Consider the following 15,658-nt stretch of genomic DNA (forward strand, 5'->3'; position numbering starts at 1 on the left):
GTCAGGCGTCCAGCCCGGACAGCTCCGAGATCACGTGCGGGACCAGCGGCGTCAGCGTCGCCATGCCGTCCCGCACCGCGGCACGCGACGGCGCCAGGTTCACGACGAGTGTGCTGCCGGACACACCGACCAGCCCGCGGGACAGCCCCGCGTCCACCGCCCCGGCGGCCAGCCCGGAGGCCCGCACCGCCTCGGCGATACCGGGGATGGGGCGGTCCAGCACGCCCTGCGTCGCGTCCGGCGTGACGTCGCGCGGTGACACCCCGGTTCCACCGACGGTCACGACGAGGTCGACGCCGCCGATCACGGCCGTGTTCAACGCGCTGCGGATCGCGACCAGGTCACCGGGCGCGAAGACCACGCCGTCGACCAGGAAGTTCGCCTCCTCCAGCAGCTCCCTGACCAGCGGTCCCGTGGTGTCGGATCGCTCGCCACCGGCCACCCGGTCGTCCACGATCACGACGAGTGCTCGGCCGATCTGCGGGTCCGCCATCTGCATGCCCGCCACCCTAGCGAGGCGTTTTCGGCGGCCGATTCGGGCCGTGCCGACGCAGGGAGGGGGAACCTGCGCCGGCACGTCCCTTGGTCACCCGGTCGGTGGGGCACCACCGGTCGGGCGGCTCCCAGACCACCATGCGGTCGATTCACACGTCAACGACAGTGCGACGGTGGCCACGATGAGGGACGGATCAGAGTACCCGCCCGTCATTTCTCACCCAACGTGACCTGGACGGTGCGATCCGCGAGCTGGACGTCGACGACGGCGCCCGGAGGCTGGGACCGCACGGCCGCCTGGAGCTCCGTCCCGGTGGTGATCTGCTGGTCACCGAACCGGACGACCAGATCGCCCGGCTTCAGCCCGGCTCGCGCCGCCGCGCCGTCCGGTGTCACCGTCCGCAACCGGGCACCGGTCTGCTGCGGATCGTCGGTGACCTCGACGCCGAGAATCGCGTGGGTCGCCTTCCCGGTGGTCCGCAGCTGGTCGGCGATCCGCTTGGCCTGGTTCACGGGGATCGAGAACCCGACGCCGATCGATCCCCCGCCCGGTCCGGCGGTCGCGATCGCCGAGTTGATGCCGATCACGCGGCCCTGCATGTCGACCAGCGGGCCGCCGGAGTTGCCCGGGTTGATCGCGGCGTCGGTCTGCAGGGCGGACAGCACGGTGCTGGACGCCGTGGGCCTCGTCGCGCCGCCCTCGTCGCCGCCGACGCTCACGGCACGGTTGAGCGCGGACACGATACCGGTGGTCACGGAGCCACCGAGCCCGAGCGGCGACCCGAACGCCGTCACCTGCTGGCCGACCCGCACCCCGTCGGAGTTGCCCAGCTCGACCGGGGTCAGGCCGGTGATGTCCGCCTTGACCAGCGCGATGTCCGACTCCGGGTCCCGGCCGACGATCCGCACGGTCGCGGTCCGGCCGTCCTGGAACACGGCACGCAGGGTGCCTCCGGACGCGGCGGGCTCGACGACGTGGTTGTTCGTCAGCACCAGGCCGTCCGGGCTGACGACCATGCCGGATCCCTCGCCGAGCTGGCCGCTCGCCAGCGCGCCGCCCTCGACGCGCAGCTGCACGACGCTCGGGAGCACCCGCTGCGCGACCTGCTCGACCGGGGTCATCGGCACGTCGGGGTCGACGTCCGGGAGCGGCCCGGCGAGCACGCCGCCGTCGCCGCCACCGGAGCGGGCGATGTCGGCCCCGACCGCGCCGCCGATCCCGCCCGCCACGAGGGCGAGCACCGCGCCGATCGCGATCACGGCGAGGACGCGGTTGCGACGGGTGGGCCCCTGCGCCGGTGCCGGTCCCGGCCCGTAGCCGGGCGGGTACGGCGGCGCTGCGGAGGGCACACCCGGCCCGGCCGGGTGCTGCGCGGTCGGCTGGTCCGCACCCACGGCCGGCATGCCGGGGTACTGCGGTGCACCCGGGTACGGCTGCTGCGCGCCGGGGTAAGGGACGTACGGGTAGTGGCCGTACGTCTGCGGCGCGCCCTGGCCCGCGTACGGCGGGTGCGGCGGCCGGGCCCCCGCCGTCGGGCCTGCGGGGTCCGCGGCGGCCGGACTCGCGGGGTGCTGCTCGCCCGCGCCGGGGTCCGTCGGTCGCTGCTCGGTCGTCGTGGCCTCGGCCGGTCGGTGCTCGGCCGACGCGGAGCCGGGCCGGGCCCAGGGGTTCGGGCCGGGATCGGGTGCGGCACCGGCGGCACCACCGGCACCCGCATCGCCCGTGGCTCCGTCCGCCGCACCGCTGCCCGCCGACGACGTCGACGTCCCGGTCGGCTCGCTGGTGTCGGACGGCTGCCCGGTCTCCTGCTCGCCGCGCGGGTTGTCCTGGGCCATGCGTCCACCGTCCGCCGTCGTGCTTCGTGCCGTGAGGCGGGTCGTGCACCGCCCCGCCGCGTCAAGGCTATGGGCTCGGCACGGTTTCCGGGTGACGGCCCGGAAGTCGCAGGGCGAGAAGCGCTCCGCCCTCCGGCGCGCGGCCCGCGGTGACCGATCCGCCGTGTCGCGCGACCGCCTGGGCGACGATCGACAGCCCGAGCCCGGAGCCGGGCATCGTCCGCGACTCCTCGGACCGGTAGAAGCGGTCGAACACGTGCGGGAGGTCGGCGTCCGCGATGCCCGGACCGGCATCGGCCACCTCGATCGCGATCGAGGTGTCGTCCACCGGGACCATCGTCACCCGGACTCGGGCACCCGGCGGGCTCCACTTCGCAGCGTTGTCCAGCAGGTTGAGCACGGCCCGCTCCAGCGCGTTGGCGTCGCCGTCGATCGTCCACCGCACGGTCGTGAGGTCGAAGTCGATACCAGGGGCGCGACGCCGGACCCGGGACAGCGCACGCTCGACGATCTCGCCGAGGTCCAGCGCCTCCGTCGTGATCATCGGTGCGTCGTCGCGCGCCAGCTCCACCAGGTCCCCGACGAGGTGGGACAGCTCCTCGACCTGTGCCCGGACGTCGACGAGCAGCTCGGCGCGGTCCTGCGGCGGCAACGACGGCGCGTCCGGCTGGTCGGCGGCGGCCAGCAGCTCGAGGTTGGTCCGCAACGACGTGAGCGGGGTCCGCAGCTCGTGCCCGGCGTCCGCGACGAGGCGTCGCTGCTGTTCGCGGGACGCCGCGAGCGCGCCGAGCATCGCGTTGAAGCTGTAGGTCAGCCGGGCGAGCTCGTCCGAGCCGCTGATCGGGATCGGCCGCAGGTCGCCGGTGGTCGCGACACGTTCGGTCGCCGCGGTGAGTCGCTGCACGGGGCGCAGCCCGGTGCGTGCGACGGCGACCCCGGCCAGCCCGGCCAGCACGACGCCGCCGAGCCCGACGACCGGCAGCGCGGTCCCGAGCCGGGTCATCACCGTGTACAGGCTGTCCAGCTTCTGAGCGATCACGAGCGCCCGGCCCTGGCCGGCCTGCACCGCGACCACCCGGTAGGGCTGCTTGTCCACGTAGCCGTCGCGGAACGAGTCCTCCGCCTGGCCGCGGGCCACGGCCAGCTCCTCCTCGCCGAGTGGCGGGACCGACGTCTCGTCGGCGACGGACGCGATGCCGGACGCGTAGAGCACGGCGATGTGCAGGTCGGCGGCTCCGAGCACGGCCGGCGGGACGGCCGTCAGCAACTGCGGGCTGGCCAGCTCGGTCTGCGCGGCGGCGGTCGCGCGGGCGTACAGGTTCTCGTTGAGCGAGTCATTGAGGTTCTTGCGGACGACCAGGAACGCGGCCGTGGAGACGAGCAGCACCATCACGGCGGCGACGAGCGCCGCGAGCACCCCGATCCGGGCCCGGAGGGTGAAGCGCTCCCGGTCGGACTCACGACCCGGGCTCGGCCGGACGGCCCGGACGGCCCGCTGCAGGAACGCGATCACGGTGGCGACTCGCGCAGCACGTAACCGACCCCGCGCACGGTGTGGATCAGGCGGGGCTCGCCCTCGGCCTCGGTCTTGCGCCGCAGGTAGCCGACGTAGACCTCCAACGCGTTCCCGCTGGTCGGGAAGTCGTACCCCCACACCTGCTCCAGGATCTGCGCCCGGGTGAGCACCCGGCGCGGGTGCGCCAGGAGGAGCTCGAGCAGCGAGAACTCGGTGCGGGTGAGGCTGATCGCCCGCTCCCCGCGACGGACCTCACGGGTGTCCGGGTCCAGCGAGAGGTCGGCGAACGTCATCGTGCGCGCCGGCCCGGCCGTCGCCTCGGCGACCTCCTCCGGCGTCCGGCGGCGCAGCAGCGCACGCAACCGGGCCAGCAGCTCCTCGAGGGCGAACGGCTTGGGCAGGTAGTCGTCGGCGCCCGCGTCGAGTCCGGCCACCCGGTCGGACACGGCGTCGCGCGCGGTCAGTACGAGGATCGGCAGCTCGTCGCCCGCACTGCGCAGCCGCCGGCAGACCTCCAACCCGTCCACCCGGGGCATCATCACGTCGAGCACGAGCGCGTCCGGTCGCTGGTCGATCATCAGGTCCAGGGCGGCCTGGCCGTCCTCGGCCAGGTCGACCTGGTACCCGTTGAACGCCAGCGAACGACGCAGCGAGTCCCGCACCGCCTTGTCGTCGTCGACGACCAGAATGCGCATGGTCGTCAGTCTTTCCCATCACCCTGAGAGAAATCTGAGCCCCCGGGGCGAACCACGTCACGACGCGAAGTACGCGCCCGCCATGTCGTCGCCGCCGTGACCGCGCTCGGACGCCCGTCGCAGGCGGGCCCCGACGGCCTGCGCCACGTCGAGCGTGATCCCGGCGTCCTCGGCCGCCGCGACGATCAGGCCGGCGTCCTTGGCCGCGTTGTCGACCGTGAAGTTCGGCGTGTAGTCGTCGCCCAGGATCGCGGACGCCTTGGCCTGCAGGTACGGCAGGTCGAGCGGGCCGCCGGAGATCGCGTCCAGGAACGCCTGCGGGTCGACGCCGAGGCCCTGCGCCAGCGAGATCGTCTCGCCGGTCGCGGCGGTGACGGCCAGCACCCAGCTGTTCGCGACGAGCTTGAGCCGGCTCGCTGCCGCATCCTCGGCCGTGTCCGCGACCCAGACCGTGGCCCTCCCGACCGCGTCCAGCACCGGGTCCACGGTGGATCGCGCGTCGGGCGGGCCGGCCACGAACATCGTCAGCTGCCCGGTCTCGGCTGGCTGGCGGGTGCCGAGCACCGGCGCGTCGAGGAACGTCAGACCGTGCCGGTCGGCGATCTCCCGCAGCCCGGTCGTCGGATCCACCCCGACGGTCGTCGTCTGCAGCCACACCTGCCCGGAGGACAGCCCGTCGGCGGCCTGGTCCATGACGGCGCGCACGTCGTCGGCGTTGCCGAGCATGGTGACCACCACGTCCGCGCCGCGGACCGCGTCGGCCGGGTCGTCCGGGACGGTGGCCCCGGCGTCGGCCAGCGGCGCCGCCTTCTCCGGGCTGCGGTTCCACGCGCGCAACGGAAGTCCCGCGGCCAGGACGTTGTGCCCCATCCCGGCTCCCATGATCCCGGTCCCCAGCAGCGCGACGGTCGGCTTCTCACTCATGCGATCACCGTAGGAGCGTCCGGCCACGAACGCTGCTTGACTGGGATCGTGACCGAGTTCGGCTACTCCAACCTCAGCGGACGGCCCCCCGGACGGCTGATCACGCTGGCCGGCCGGTTCCTGCCCGGTATCCGACGGGTGCAGTCGCAGGTCGAGCCGTACGCGCACGTCTGGCAGACGCGCAACCGCGCCGCACTCGACGCCACCGGCCCGCTGTGGGTCGCGCTCGGCGACTCGATGGCCCAGGGCATCGGCGCGAGCTCGCCGGAGCAGGGCTGGGTCGGGCAGCTCTCCCGCCACCTGCCGGGGTACCGGCTGCTCAACCTGTCGGTCAGCGGCGGCCTCGTCGAGGACGTGCTGGACCGGCAACTGCCGGCCATGGACGCCCTCGACGAGACACCTGCCCTGGTCACGTGCCTGATCGGCTCGAACGACCTGATGAACCCGCGGCACCGCGACGGGATCGGCGACCGCTACGCGAAGCTCGTCGACCGGCTCCCGCCCGGCACCGTGGTCGGAAACCAGCCCGGCACGTTCGAGGCGGCGCTCGAGGTCAACGACATCATCGACGACGCCGTCGCCCGCCGCGGCCTCGTCCTCGCCGAGCTCCGCGACCCCCGTACCCGCCACTGGCGCGGCAAGCTCTCGCCGGACCACTTCCATCCCAACGACCGGGGCTACGCCGGCATCGCCGACGTCTTCGCCGAGGCCCTGGCCCGCCGCTGACCACCCGTTCCCCGGGAGAACGCCACCCCTCCGACCCTCCGACCCTCCCGAACGAGGGTGCCGTTCGAGCAATGTCATTGCCCGAAGGTGCCCTTCGTTCGCGATGGGCCGGCCCCGGCGGGGGCGGGCGGCGCGAGCGGCGGGCGTGGAGTCAGGCCGCGGCGGGGGCCAGATCGGCGTCGCGAGCGGAGGCGCGGGCTTCGGCGCGGCGGTCCGACCGGCCGGCGACGACGGCGATGGCGAGCCCCGCAACGGCGAGTCCGGCCGCCACGACGTTCGGCGACGCGACGCCGAAGCCTGCGGAGATCGCCACGCCACCGAGGGCGGCGCCCAGGGCGTTGGCGACGTTGAACGCCGCCTGGTTCGCACCCGAGGCGAGGTTCGGCGCGTCCCCGGCCCCCGCGATGATCCGCAGTTGCACGGACGGGACCACGGTGAACGTCGTGACCGCGAACGCGAAGAGCACCAGGATCGTCGTGAGCTGGTTCTGCAGCGCGGGCACGAACACCAGCGCCAGCACGGCCTCCGCGGCGAGCCCGCCGTAGATCGTCGGCAGCGTCGCGGAGTCGGCCAGCCGGGCCCCGAGCAGGTTCCCGACCGTCATGCCGATACCGAACAGTGCGAGCAGTCCGGTCACCTCGGTCGGGCTGAAACCGGCCACGTCGGTGAGCATCGGCGTGATGTAGCTGTACGTGGCGAACAGACCGGCACCACCGACCGTCGCGACCAGCAGTGCCATCCACACCGGACGGCGGCCGAGCGCGCGCAGCTCACGGGAGAGCCGGACCGGGCCGTCGGCGGGCCGGACGTCCGGGACGTACAGGGCCACGGCCGTCGCGGCGAGCGCGCCGATCAGGCCGACCACGGCGAACACCCAGCGCCACCCGACCTGCTGTCCGAGCAATGTGGACACCGGCACACCGGCCACGTTGGCCAGCGTCAGCCCGGCGAACATCCGGGCCATCGCCCTGGCGCGGCGGTCCGGCGCGACGAGGCTCCCGGCCACGACGGCGCCGATCCCGAAGAACGCGCCGTGCGGGAGCCCCGCCATGAACCGTCCGACGACCAGGAGGTCGTAGCTCGGCGCCAGCGCCGAGACGACGTTGAACACCGCGTACGCGGCCATCAGTCCGATCAGGACGGCCTTGCGCGGGAAGCGGTTCGACGCCGCGATCAGCAGCGGCGCACCGACCACGACGCCGAGCGCGTAGGCCGAGATCAGGTGCCCGGCCGACGGCACGTCGACGGACAGGCCGCCCGCGACGTCGGGCAGCAAGCCCATGATCACGAACTCGCCGGTGCCGATCGCGAACGCGCCGATCGCCAGGGCGGCGAGCGCGAGCGGTGGTGATGTACGGGTCTGCGCGGCGCGCATCGATCCCCCTTAAGAGTCTGAGAAACAGAACGACGTCTTCGGCGCGAACAATCCACGCTACGGACGCCCGGGAGGAGATCTCCAGCCACGACGTTGTCCGTCTGGTCACGCTGTGAATCGGGGCGAACCGGGAATACCGTGTCGGCCATGGCCGACGCCCCGCCGCGACTCCAACGCAGGCCCTACGAGAAGGAGCTGCTCCGCCTGCAGGGCGAACTCGTCCAGCTCCAGGAGTGGGTGAAGGCGACCGGGGCGCGCGTCGTCGTCGTGTTCGAGGGCCGTGACGCGGCCGGCAAGGGCGGCGTGATCAAGCGGGTGACGGAGCACCTCAACCCGCGCGTCTGCCGGATCGTCGCGCTCCCCGCGCCGACCGAGCGGCAGCGCACCCAGTGGTACTTCCAGCGCTACGTCGAGCAGCTGCCGGCAGCGGGCGAGATCGTCCTGATGGACCGCAGCTGGTACAACCGCGCAGGCGTCGAGCGGGTGATGGGCTTCTGCACCGAGCCCGAGTACCGGCGGTTCCTCCAGCAGTGCCCGGTCTTCGAGAAGCTGCTCGTCGACGACGGGATCCTGCTGCTCAAGTACTGGTTCTCGGTGTCGGCCGACGAGCAGGAGAACCGCTTCCGCGAGCGGCTGGAGAACCCGCTCAAGCAGTGGAAACTCTCGCCGATGGACCTGGAGTCGATCAGCCGGTGGGACGACTACTCGAAGGCCCGTGACGACATGATCGACGCCACGGACACCGACCACGCGCCGTGGACCGTCGTCGAGTCGGCGGACAAGCGCCGGGCCCGGATCAACATGATCGCCCACCTGCTGGCGACGCTGCCGTGGGAGCGCGTGGAACGGCCGGCCCTCGTGCTCCCGGAGCGCCCGCCCGGCGGCGGCTACGAGCGCCCGCCGCGCGACCCGGGCCGCGCGGTGCCCGACCACGCGGCGACGCTAGAGGCGTGATCGACCGAACGAGTCGACCCACCGTCGCTGCCACGGCGTCTCGACGGCCTTCGGCCGGTGATGCGTCCGCGTCCAGGTGATCGCGTCCTCCGGAGAGAGTCCATCCATCGTGGCCAGACATGCGAGGACGGTCCCGGTGCGGCCGGTCCCACCACCGCAGGCGACCTCGACGCGCTCGCCACGGGACGCTCTCGCGTGCAGGTCGCCGATCGCGGCACGTGCGGACATCGTCGACAGCGGCAGACCGAAGTCCGGCCAGGTGATCCACGCGTGTGGCCAGGTGATGCCGGAGCCACGACGGCGGCGCAGCCACCAGGTGCCGAGGTACAGCCCGAAGTCGGGCCGGCGATCCGGTGGCGCGTCGCGCACCAGGCCGCGCCCGTGCACGGCCGCCCCGCCGGGGAGTATCACCCCAGGTCCAGCAGGATCGCGGCCAGCTTCTCCGGGACGTCGCGCATGAAGTTGTGCGCCGAGGACAGCACGTGCACCTCCCACGTCGCGTCGTCGCGGACACGCTCGTAGCTGGCCCGCATCGGTGACTCGCCGGGCCACTCGGTGGCGTAGAGGTAGACCCGGCGGCGGAAGCGTGACAGGTCGCCGCTCAGGTGGATGCGCTGCATCAGCGTGGCGCGCGGGTGGGCCAGCGCCCGCTCGTCGAAGAACGGCAGGGTCGGTACGGCGAACCCGGAGCCGTCGTCGTCGGTGTACCAGGCGCGCTCGGCGTCGTTCGCCTGCATCCAGCAGTTCTCGCCGTCGCGCGGGACGAACGCGTCCAGGTAGACGACGGAGTCGACGTGCTCGGGCAGCCGGTCGGCGACCCCGCTCACGATCATGCCGCCGTAGCTGTGTCCGACCAACAGCACGTCCTCCAGATCCGCGACGACCGATGCGGCGGCCGCGATGTGCGTCTCCAGGTTGACGCCGGACACGTCGTCCCCGGCTGTCAGCCCGGGCAGTGTCAGCGCGTGCACGGTGTGGCCCTCCGCACGCAGACGCGCCGCCAGGTCGTCGAAGCACCAGCCGCCGTGGTTCATGCCGGGGATCAGGACGTATGTGCTCATGGGTTCCACCCTGGTCGGCGGCGCGACAGAAGTCGAAGACCTGGATGTTCTGCCCGCGAGAAGCCGGCGTGCTGGGGGCAGAATCGTGACCATGAGGGTGCACGCGTTCTCCGACGACGCCCTGGGCGACGACGACGCTCTCGGGCTCGTCGCACGGTTGCGGCGCGGCGAGGTGTCCGCCGCGGAGCTGCGCACCGCCGCGGCGTTGCGCGCGGACAAGGTCGACCCGGACCTGCGCGGGCTAGTCGAACGCCACTTCGACGACCCGGTGCACGGCGAGCGCGGCGGCCCGCTGGCCGGCGTCCCGACGCTCGTCAAGGACAACACCGAGGTCAGGGGGTGGTCGTGCGGCAACGGCAGCGCCGCCTACGTCGCGCGCCCGGCCCGCACGCACTCGGCCGTCACGGAGCAGCTGCTGGCGTCCGGGCTGGATCTCGTCGGCACGTCGCGGCTGCCGGAGTACGGCCTGAATGCGAGCACCGAGTTCGCCGACGCCGAGCCGACCCGCAACCCCTGGGACGTCCGCTACTCGGCCGGGGCGTCGTCCGGCGGGGCGGCGGCGCTGGTGGCGTCCGGGGTGGTGCCGATCGCGCACGCCAACGACGGCGGCGGCTCGATCCGGATCCCGGCCGCGGCGTGCGGGCTGGTCGGACTCAAGCCGACGCGGGGCCGCACGGCGGTGAGCGCGCACGGTGCGCACATGCCCGTCGACATCGTGTCCGACGGCGTGATCACCCGGTCGGTGCGGGACACGGCCGCGTTCCTCGCCGCCGTCGACCGCAGGCAGCGCAACCCGCACCTCCCGCCGCTCGGTCGGGTCGAAGGGCCCGCGGCACGACGGCTGCGGATCGGCCTGATCCTGGAGTCCCCGACCGGCGCGCAGGTCGACGCGGACACCAGGGCCGCCGTCGAGGACGTCGCGCGTCTGTTGCAGGACCAGGGCCACGACGTCCTGCCGGCCACCACCGGCGTCGGCCGCCGGTTCGTCGACGACTTCCTCGACTACTGGTCGCTGCTGGCGTTCACGGTGTCCACCGGCGGGAAGCTGATGCACGGCCCGACGTTCGACGCCGGCCGCCTCGACCCGTTCACCCGCGCGCTCGCCGACCACTACCGCCGCGCCGTCGCCCGCACGCCGGCGTTCCTGCGCAGGCTGTCCCGGGTCCGCGAGACGTACGCCGAAGAGTTCACCCGCCACGACGTGCTGCTCTCCCCCACGCTCGCGCACGTGACGCCAGAGCTGGGCTGGCTCAGCCCGACCACCGATTTCGACGTGCTGCGGGCCCGCCTGCTCGACTATGTCGCGTTCACCCCGCTCTGCAACGTGGCGGGCGCCCCGGCGATCTCGCTGCCCGCGGGCGTCGCCGCGAACGGCCTGCCGGTCGGCGTCCACCTGTGCTCGACGATCGGCGACGAGCGCACGCTGCTCGAGCTCGCCTACGCCGTCGAGGCCGACCGTCCGTGGCGGCGGATCACCGACGACGTGCTGATGGAGTCCCCGTGAGCCTCGTCCGCAGCGCCGCGGGCGCGGTGCTCGTCGGAGGCGGCCGCGCCGTCGGGCACCTGCAGGAGCTCGTGCCCGCGCTGCGCGGCGCACCTCCGAGCGCCGGCCAGGAACGGTTGCTGCGCATGGTCTTCGGCGACGCTCTGCCGCCCGGGGAGATCAGCATCGTGGCCGGGCTGCGCGCGGCCGGGATCTTCGGACTCAACCGCAGACCGGTCACGCTGGGCACGACGATCTACCTGAAGGACGACACCCGGAACTCGTTGCTGGTCCACGAGGCCACCCACGTCTGGCAGTACCGGCGGCTGGGCGTGCGCTACGCGGCGGACGCGGTCGTCGCGCAGACCACCGGGCACGCCTACGACTGGCGTGCCGCGGTCGCCGCCGGTGCGACGCGGTGGCTCGACCTGGACGTCGAAGGGCAGGCCCAATACCTGCAGGACCTGTACGAGGGCGGCAACGGCTACGAGGACGGGAACCTCGTGATCGGCGGCGGGGTCTACTTCCGCGCCTGGGACGCGGGCACCGTCCGCGACCACCCGGGCCACCGCGCGCTCGCCGAGGACGCCGTCGCGACGATCCGTGGGGCGTGATCGCCTCACGCGGGCGCCGCGTCCCGGATCCGGAACAGCAGTGGAACGCTTCGCTCCCTGTCCGGACGATTCGTTCGACGACTAGGGTGATGCAAGTTCAGATGCATGTTCATCACCACCGAGCAGGCGACGACGGCGAGGAGCGCACACGCTGTGGCATCGGAGCAGCTCGACCGGTTAGAGGAGGCGTTGGCCCGCAGTGCTTCCGAGGTCGCTCGGCCGGCCGACCGGCCTGCAGGGCCCGGCGTCGAGGAGCGGCTGGCGGAGCTGACCCGCGCCGCCGTGGACAACGTGCCGGCGGCGGACGCGGTGGTGCTGACCATGCGCAGCCCCGACGGCGGTCTGGACACCTACGCCCCGACCGGCCCGGACGTCGTCGAGCTCGACCGGTTGCAGGCCCTGCTGCGAGAGGGACCGTGCCTGGACGCCGTCGCGGGCGGGGCGACGACCGTGATCGAGGTGGCCGACTTCGCGCAGGCGCGGGAGCGCTGGCCCCGGTTCGCCACGACGGCGGCCGAACAGGGCATCACCAGCCTGCTCACGTTCGCCGTGGCGCCGGACGGGGCGATCCCGTCGGCGGTCACGTACTACTCGCGGTCCCCGGCGGGCTTCGACGAGCTGTCCCGGTCGGTCGCCACGGCGTTCGCCGGCCAGATCGCGACCGCCCTCTACGGAGCGGAGCGGATCGCCGACTCCGACCGCACCGCCGCGCTGCGGGACGTGCTCGGCGAGGCGAAGGGCATCCTCATGGAGCGCCACCGGACCGACGGCGAGCAGGCGTTCGAGATCCTGCTCCGCGCCGCGCGCACGTCGAACCTCATGCTCGTCGACGTGGCGCTCTGGCTCGTGGTCGGCGGGGGGCGGCAGGCGGCACCGTAGGCCGGGCCTGTTCGACCCCCGAGCGGAGCGAGTCGAGCAGGCGCGTCGCGCTCTCGTCGTCGTGCTCGTCTGCCGACCGCGTGTAGTCCATCGCGCCCTGGTGGAACACGACCCACCACAACGCGTCGTGTGTTCTGCGCCCGGTCTGCGGCATGGGGAGAACGGTAGGTCGCACCCGCTGCCCGGCGCGTCGGTCGAGTTCCCTATCCCGGATCCCGGCCGCGCCCTATATACCGGGTACGTGACCGCCTCGACGCCCGAGCAGCGCCGCATCCTTGTCGTGCTCGTCGCGGCGCAGGTCCTCAGCGGAGCGGGTCTGGCCGCCGGGATCACCGTCGGCGCGCTGCTCGCCCAGGAGTTGTCGGGCAGCACCGGACTCGCCGGTGTCCCGACGGCCTTGTTCACGATCGGGTCGGCCGCCGCTGCCGTCGGGGTCGGACGCCTGTCGCAGGCCCGCGGCAGGCGACCGGGGCTGACGCTGGGCTACGTCGTCGGCGCCGTCGGCGCCATGGGTGTGGTGGTGACCGCGGTGACCGCGAACGTCGTGCTGTTGTTCGTCGCGCTGCTCGTCTACGGCGCGGGCACCTCCACGAACCTGCAGGCCCGGTACGCGGGCGCCGACCTCGCGCCGCCGGGCGGCCGTGCCCGCGCCGTCAGCATCGTGCTCGTCGCGACGACGCTCGGCGGGGTCGTCGGACCGAACCTCACCGCCGCGACGGGCTCGCTGGCCGAGGCGCTCGGCATCCGGCCGTTGGCCGGGCCGTTCCTGCTGGCCGCGGCCGCCTACGCCCTCGCGGCCCTCGTGCTGGGGGTGTTCCTGCGCCCGGATCCGCTGCAGCGGGCCCGTGAGCTCGACGAGTCCCCGGTCGTCGCGAACGCCGGACCCGCGCGGCCCGTCGACGGCAGTGTCCTGCCGGGCGCCGCCGTGATGATCGTGACCCAGCTCGTCATGGTTGCGATCATGACCATGACCCCGGTGCACATCCTCGAGCACGGGCACGGCGTCGGCGCCGCGGGAGCGGTGATCGCCCTGCACGTGGCCGCGATGTTCCTGCCGTCGCCGGTCACCGGATGGCTCGTGGACCGCGTCGGTCGCGTCCCGGTCGCCGCGGCCTCCGGTGGCACGCTGCTCGCGGCCGGCGTGCTCGGCGCCGTCGCACCGGACGACTCGACGGCGCTGCTGGCCGTCGCGCTGGTCCTGCTCGGCCTGGGCTGGAACCTCGGCCTGGTCAGCGGCACCGCGATGATCACCGACGCGGTGCCGCTGGCCCGGCGCGCCCGCACGCAGGGCACGGTCGACGTCGGCATCGCGCTGTCCGGGGCGGGAGCCGGGCTGGCGTCGGGGCTGGTGGTGGCCGGTTCCGGGTACGCGGAGCTGTCCCTCGGCGGCGGGATCGTCGCGCTGGTGATGCTGCCGTTCCTCGCGGCCGGGCGCCGTCGCAGAATTCCCTCGGATCGGCATGCCTGACGTGTCGAGAACCCGGCACCGGCTCCGTCCCCGGGGTGCGAGCGGCCGGACGGGCCGCGCCGACACGAGGAGAACGACGATGAAGTACCTGCTCCTGAAGCACTACCGCGGCGGCCCCACCCCCGTGACCGACTGCGGGCCGATGGACCGCTGGACGCCCGGCGAGGTGGACGCCCACATCACGTACATGCTCGACTTCAACGAGCGTCTCCAGCGGACCGGCGAGTTCGTCGACGCCCAGGGGCTGTCTCCCGACGGCACGTTCGTGCGCTTCGACGGCGAGGGCCGCCCGCCGGTCACCGACGGCCCGTTCGCCGAGACGAAGGACCTCATCGCCGGCTGGGTGATCATCGACGTGGAGTCATGGGACCGCGCCGTGGAGCTGGCCGGGGAGCTGTCCGCAGCGCCCGGTGCCGGCGGCGAGCCGATCCACGAGTGGCTGGAGGTCCGGCCGTTCATGTCCGCGCCGCCCACGGTGACCGAGTGAACGAGTCCCTGCTGCGGGAGCTGGTGCCCGCGGTGATCGGTGTCCTCGTCCGGCGCGGAGCGGACTTCGCGTCGGCCGAGGACGCCGTGCAGGAGGCGCTGATCAAGGCGCTCGAGACGTGGCCGGACGACCCGCCGCGCGACCCGAAGGGCTGGCTGGTCGCCGCGGCGTGGCGCCGGTTCCTCGACGCCGTGCGGTCCGAGTCGTCGCGACGGGGCCGGGAGCTGGCGGTGGACGCCGAGCCGCCGCCCGGCCCGGCGCCCGTCGCGGACGACACGTTGCGCCTCTACTTCCTGTGCGCGCACCCCACGCTGCCGCCCCCGGCGGCCGTCGCGCTGACGCTGCGGGCTGTCGGTGGCCTGACCACCCGTCAGATCGCCGAGGCCTACCTCGTGCCAGAGGCGACCATGGCGCAGCGGATCAGCCGGGCCAAGAAGAAGATCTCCGGGGAGTCGCTCGACAGGCCCGGGGACCTCGCGACCGTGCTCCGGGTCGTCTACCTCGTCTTCAACGAGGGCTACGGCGGCGACGTCGACCTCGCGGCCGAGGCGATCCGGATCGCCCGCCAGCTCGTGACGCTGACCGACGAGCCGGAGGTCGCGGGCCTGCTCGCGCTGATGCTCCTGCATCACGCACGACGCGCGGCTCGCACCGGCGCGGGCGGACGCCTGGTGCCGCTGGCCGAGCAGGACCGGTCGCTGTGGGACACCGTCGCGATCGCCGAGGGCGTGCAGATCCTGCAGACGGCGCTGGCCCGTGACCGCCTCGGCGAGTACCAGGCCCAGGCGGCGATCGCGGCCCTGCACGCGGACGCCCCGAGCACCGCGGAGACGGACTGGGTGCAGATCGTGGAGTGGTACGACGAGCTGCTGGCCATCACCGACAGCCCGGTCGTGCGGCTCAACCGCGCCGTCGCCGTCGGGGAGTCCGACGGGCCGCAGGCCGGTCTCGCGGCGCTCTCCGGTCTCGACCCGGACCTCCCCCGCCACGCCGCCGTGACCGCTTACCTGCACGAACGCTCCGGCGATCTCGCTCGGGCCGCGGACCTGTACGCGCAGGCGTCACGATCCGCGACGAGCACCCTCGAGCGCGATCACCTGGCCCGGGAGGCGGCACGGGTGCGCCGGTTGCCGGCACCCTGACGA

16 protein-coding genes are annotated in these 15,658 nt (G+C 73.5%); 8 read left to right on the forward strand and 8 right to left on the reverse strand.

What is annotated here, in order from left to right; translation table 11 throughout:
- Position 1: 1 nt before the first annotated feature.
- From EV378_RS12620 to EV378_RS12640, 5 genes are all read right to left on the reverse strand, one after another.
- Positions 2-493, reverse strand: coding sequence for a MogA/MoaB family molybdenum cofactor biosynthesis protein (locus EV378_RS12620; RefSeq protein ID WP_424511239.1), 492 nt, complete (start codon positions 491-493; stop codon positions 2-4).
- A gap of 212 nt (positions 494-705) precedes the next feature.
- Positions 706-2,331: a S1C family serine protease gene (locus tag EV378_RS12625; RefSeq protein ID WP_243653418.1), complete on the reverse strand. Its 1,626-nt coding sequence runs from the start codon at positions 2,329-2,331 to the stop codon at positions 706-708.
- A gap of 67 nt (positions 2,332-2,398) precedes the next feature.
- Positions 2,399-3,844, reverse strand: coding sequence for an ATP-binding protein (locus tag EV378_RS12630; RefSeq protein ID WP_341540420.1), 1,446 nt, complete (start codon positions 3,842-3,844; stop codon positions 2,399-2,401).
- Positions 3,841-4,542, reverse strand: a complete 702-nt coding sequence (locus tag EV378_RS12635; protein WP_132424306.1) for a response regulator transcription factor — start codon at positions 4,540-4,542, stop codon at positions 3,841-3,843. The genes EV378_RS12630 and EV378_RS12635 overlap by 4 nt, the downstream gene beginning before the upstream one ends.
- 57 nt (positions 4,543-4,599) lie before the next feature.
- The gene (locus EV378_RS12640; RefSeq protein ID WP_132424309.1) at positions 4,600-5,466 is read right to left on the reverse strand and encodes an NAD(P)-dependent oxidoreductase; all 867 of its coding nucleotides are present in this window, start codon (positions 5,464-5,466) and stop codon (positions 4,600-4,602) included.
- A 48-nt stretch (positions 5,467-5,514) separates the two neighbouring features.
- Here EV378_RS12640 and EV378_RS12645 point away from each other — a divergent pair, with 48 nt between their 5' ends.
- The gene (locus EV378_RS12645) at positions 5,515-6,192 is read left to right on the forward strand and encodes an SGNH/GDSL hydrolase family protein (protein ID WP_243653419.1); all 678 of its coding nucleotides are present in this window, start codon (positions 5,515-5,517) and stop codon (positions 6,190-6,192) included.
- A gap of 151 nt (positions 6,193-6,343) precedes the next feature.
- On the opposite strand, the gene EV378_RS12650 is transcribed toward EV378_RS12645, so the two are convergent.
- Complete coding sequence (locus EV378_RS12650; RefSeq protein ID WP_132424312.1) at positions 6,344-7,567, reverse strand: MFS transporter; 1,224 nt, start codon at positions 7,565-7,567, stop codon at positions 6,344-6,346.
- Positions 7,568-7,714: 147 nt separating this feature from the next.
- On the opposite strand from EV378_RS12650, the gene ppk2 reads away from it, so the two are divergent.
- Complete coding sequence (gene ppk2 / locus EV378_RS12655) at positions 7,715-8,521, forward strand: polyphosphate kinase 2 (RefSeq protein WP_132424315.1); 807 nt, start codon at positions 7,715-7,717, stop codon at positions 8,519-8,521.
- Here the strand turns inward: ppk2 and EV378_RS12660 are convergent.
- Together EV378_RS12660 and EV378_RS12665 are read right to left on the reverse strand one after the other, a co-directional pair.
- Positions 8,510-8,932 carry a protein-tyrosine phosphatase family protein gene (locus tag EV378_RS12660; RefSeq protein ID WP_132424318.1) on the reverse strand — a complete coding sequence of 141 codons (423 nt, stop codon included), beginning with the start codon at positions 8,930-8,932 and terminating at the stop codon, positions 8,510-8,512. The genes ppk2 and EV378_RS12660 overlap by 12 nt on opposite strands.
- Positions 8,929-9,582 carry an alpha/beta fold hydrolase gene (locus EV378_RS12665; protein ID WP_132424321.1) on the reverse strand — a complete coding sequence of 218 codons (654 nt, stop codon included), beginning with the start codon at positions 9,580-9,582 and terminating at the stop codon, positions 8,929-8,931. Before EV378_RS12665 ends, EV378_RS12660 begins: the two co-directional genes overlap by 4 nt.
- A gap of 91 nt (positions 9,583-9,673) precedes the next feature.
- Between EV378_RS12665 and EV378_RS12670 the strand changes: the two genes are divergently transcribed.
- The 6 genes from EV378_RS12670 (at position 9,674) to EV378_RS12695 (ending at position 15,655) form a co-directional block, all read left to right on the forward strand.
- Positions 9,674-11,086: an amidase gene (locus tag EV378_RS12670; protein WP_132424324.1), complete on the forward strand. Its 1,413-nt coding sequence runs from the start codon at positions 9,674-9,676 to the stop codon at positions 11,084-11,086.
- On the forward strand, positions 11,083-11,679 hold the full coding sequence (locus EV378_RS12675; RefSeq protein ID WP_132424327.1) for a hypothetical protein: 597 nt from the start codon (positions 11,083-11,085) through the stop codon (positions 11,677-11,679). Before EV378_RS12670 ends, EV378_RS12675 begins: the two co-directional genes overlap by 4 nt.
- A 153-nt stretch (positions 11,680-11,832) precedes the next feature.
- Positions 11,833-12,558 (forward strand): GAF and ANTAR domain-containing protein, encoded by a 726-nt coding sequence (locus EV378_RS12680; protein WP_132424330.1) that lies wholly within the window; start codon positions 11,833-11,835, stop codon positions 12,556-12,558.
- A 241-nt stretch (positions 12,559-12,799) separates the two neighbouring features.
- Positions 12,800-14,026: an MFS transporter gene (locus tag EV378_RS12685; protein WP_132424333.1), complete on the forward strand. Its 1,227-nt coding sequence runs from the start codon at positions 12,800-12,802 to the stop codon at positions 14,024-14,026.
- 79 nt (positions 14,027-14,105) lie between these two features.
- On the forward strand, positions 14,106-14,513 hold the full coding sequence (locus tag EV378_RS12690) for a YciI family protein (RefSeq protein WP_132424336.1): 408 nt from the start codon (positions 14,106-14,108) through the stop codon (positions 14,511-14,513).
- A complete protein-coding gene (locus EV378_RS12695) occupies positions 14,510-15,655 on the forward strand; it encodes an RNA polymerase sigma factor (RefSeq protein WP_132424338.1) in 1,146 nt (381 codons plus the stop codon). Before EV378_RS12690 ends, EV378_RS12695 begins: the two co-directional genes overlap by 4 nt.
- Positions 15,656-15,658: the final 3 nt, after the last annotated feature.

This window comes from Pseudonocardia endophytica, assembly GCF_004339565.1.
Taxonomy (GTDB): domain Bacteria; phylum Actinomycetota; class Actinomycetes; order Mycobacteriales; family Pseudonocardiaceae; genus Pseudonocardia; species Pseudonocardia endophytica.

Excerpts from the sequence above, each read along its gene's own strand:
- ppk2 (WP_132424315.1), top strand. The coding sequence starts at position 7,715 with ATGGCCGACGCCCCGCCGCGACTCCAACGCAGGCCCTACGAGAAGGAG.
- EV378_RS12670 (WP_132424324.1), top strand. The coding sequence starts at position 9,674 with ATGAGGGTGCACGCGTTCTCCGACGACGCCCTGGGCGACGACGACGCT.
- EV378_RS12625 (WP_243653418.1), bottom strand. The coding sequence starts at position 2,331 with ATGGCCCAGGACAACCCGCGCGGCGAGCAGGAGACCGGGCAGCCGTCC.
- EV378_RS12650 (WP_132424312.1), bottom strand. The coding sequence starts at position 7,567 with ATGCGCGCCGCGCAGACCCGTACATCACCACCGCTCGCGCTCGCCGCC.
- EV378_RS12665 (WP_132424321.1), bottom strand. The coding sequence starts at position 9,582 with ATGAGCACATACGTCCTGATCCCCGGCATGAACCACGGCGGCTGGTGC.
- EV378_RS12620 (WP_424511239.1), bottom strand. The coding sequence starts at position 493 with ATGGCGGACCCGCAGATCGGCCGAGCACTCGTCGTGATCGTGGACGAC.
- EV378_RS12635 (WP_132424306.1), bottom strand. The coding sequence starts at position 4,542 with ATGCGCATTCTGGTCGTCGACGACGACAAGGCGGTGCGGGACTCGCTG.
- EV378_RS12690 (WP_132424336.1), top strand. The coding sequence starts at position 14,106 with ATGAAGTACCTGCTCCTGAAGCACTACCGCGGCGGCCCCACCCCCGTG.
- EV378_RS12640 (WP_132424309.1), bottom strand. The coding sequence starts at position 5,466 with ATGAGTGAGAAGCCGACCGTCGCGCTGCTGGGGACCGGGATCATGGGA.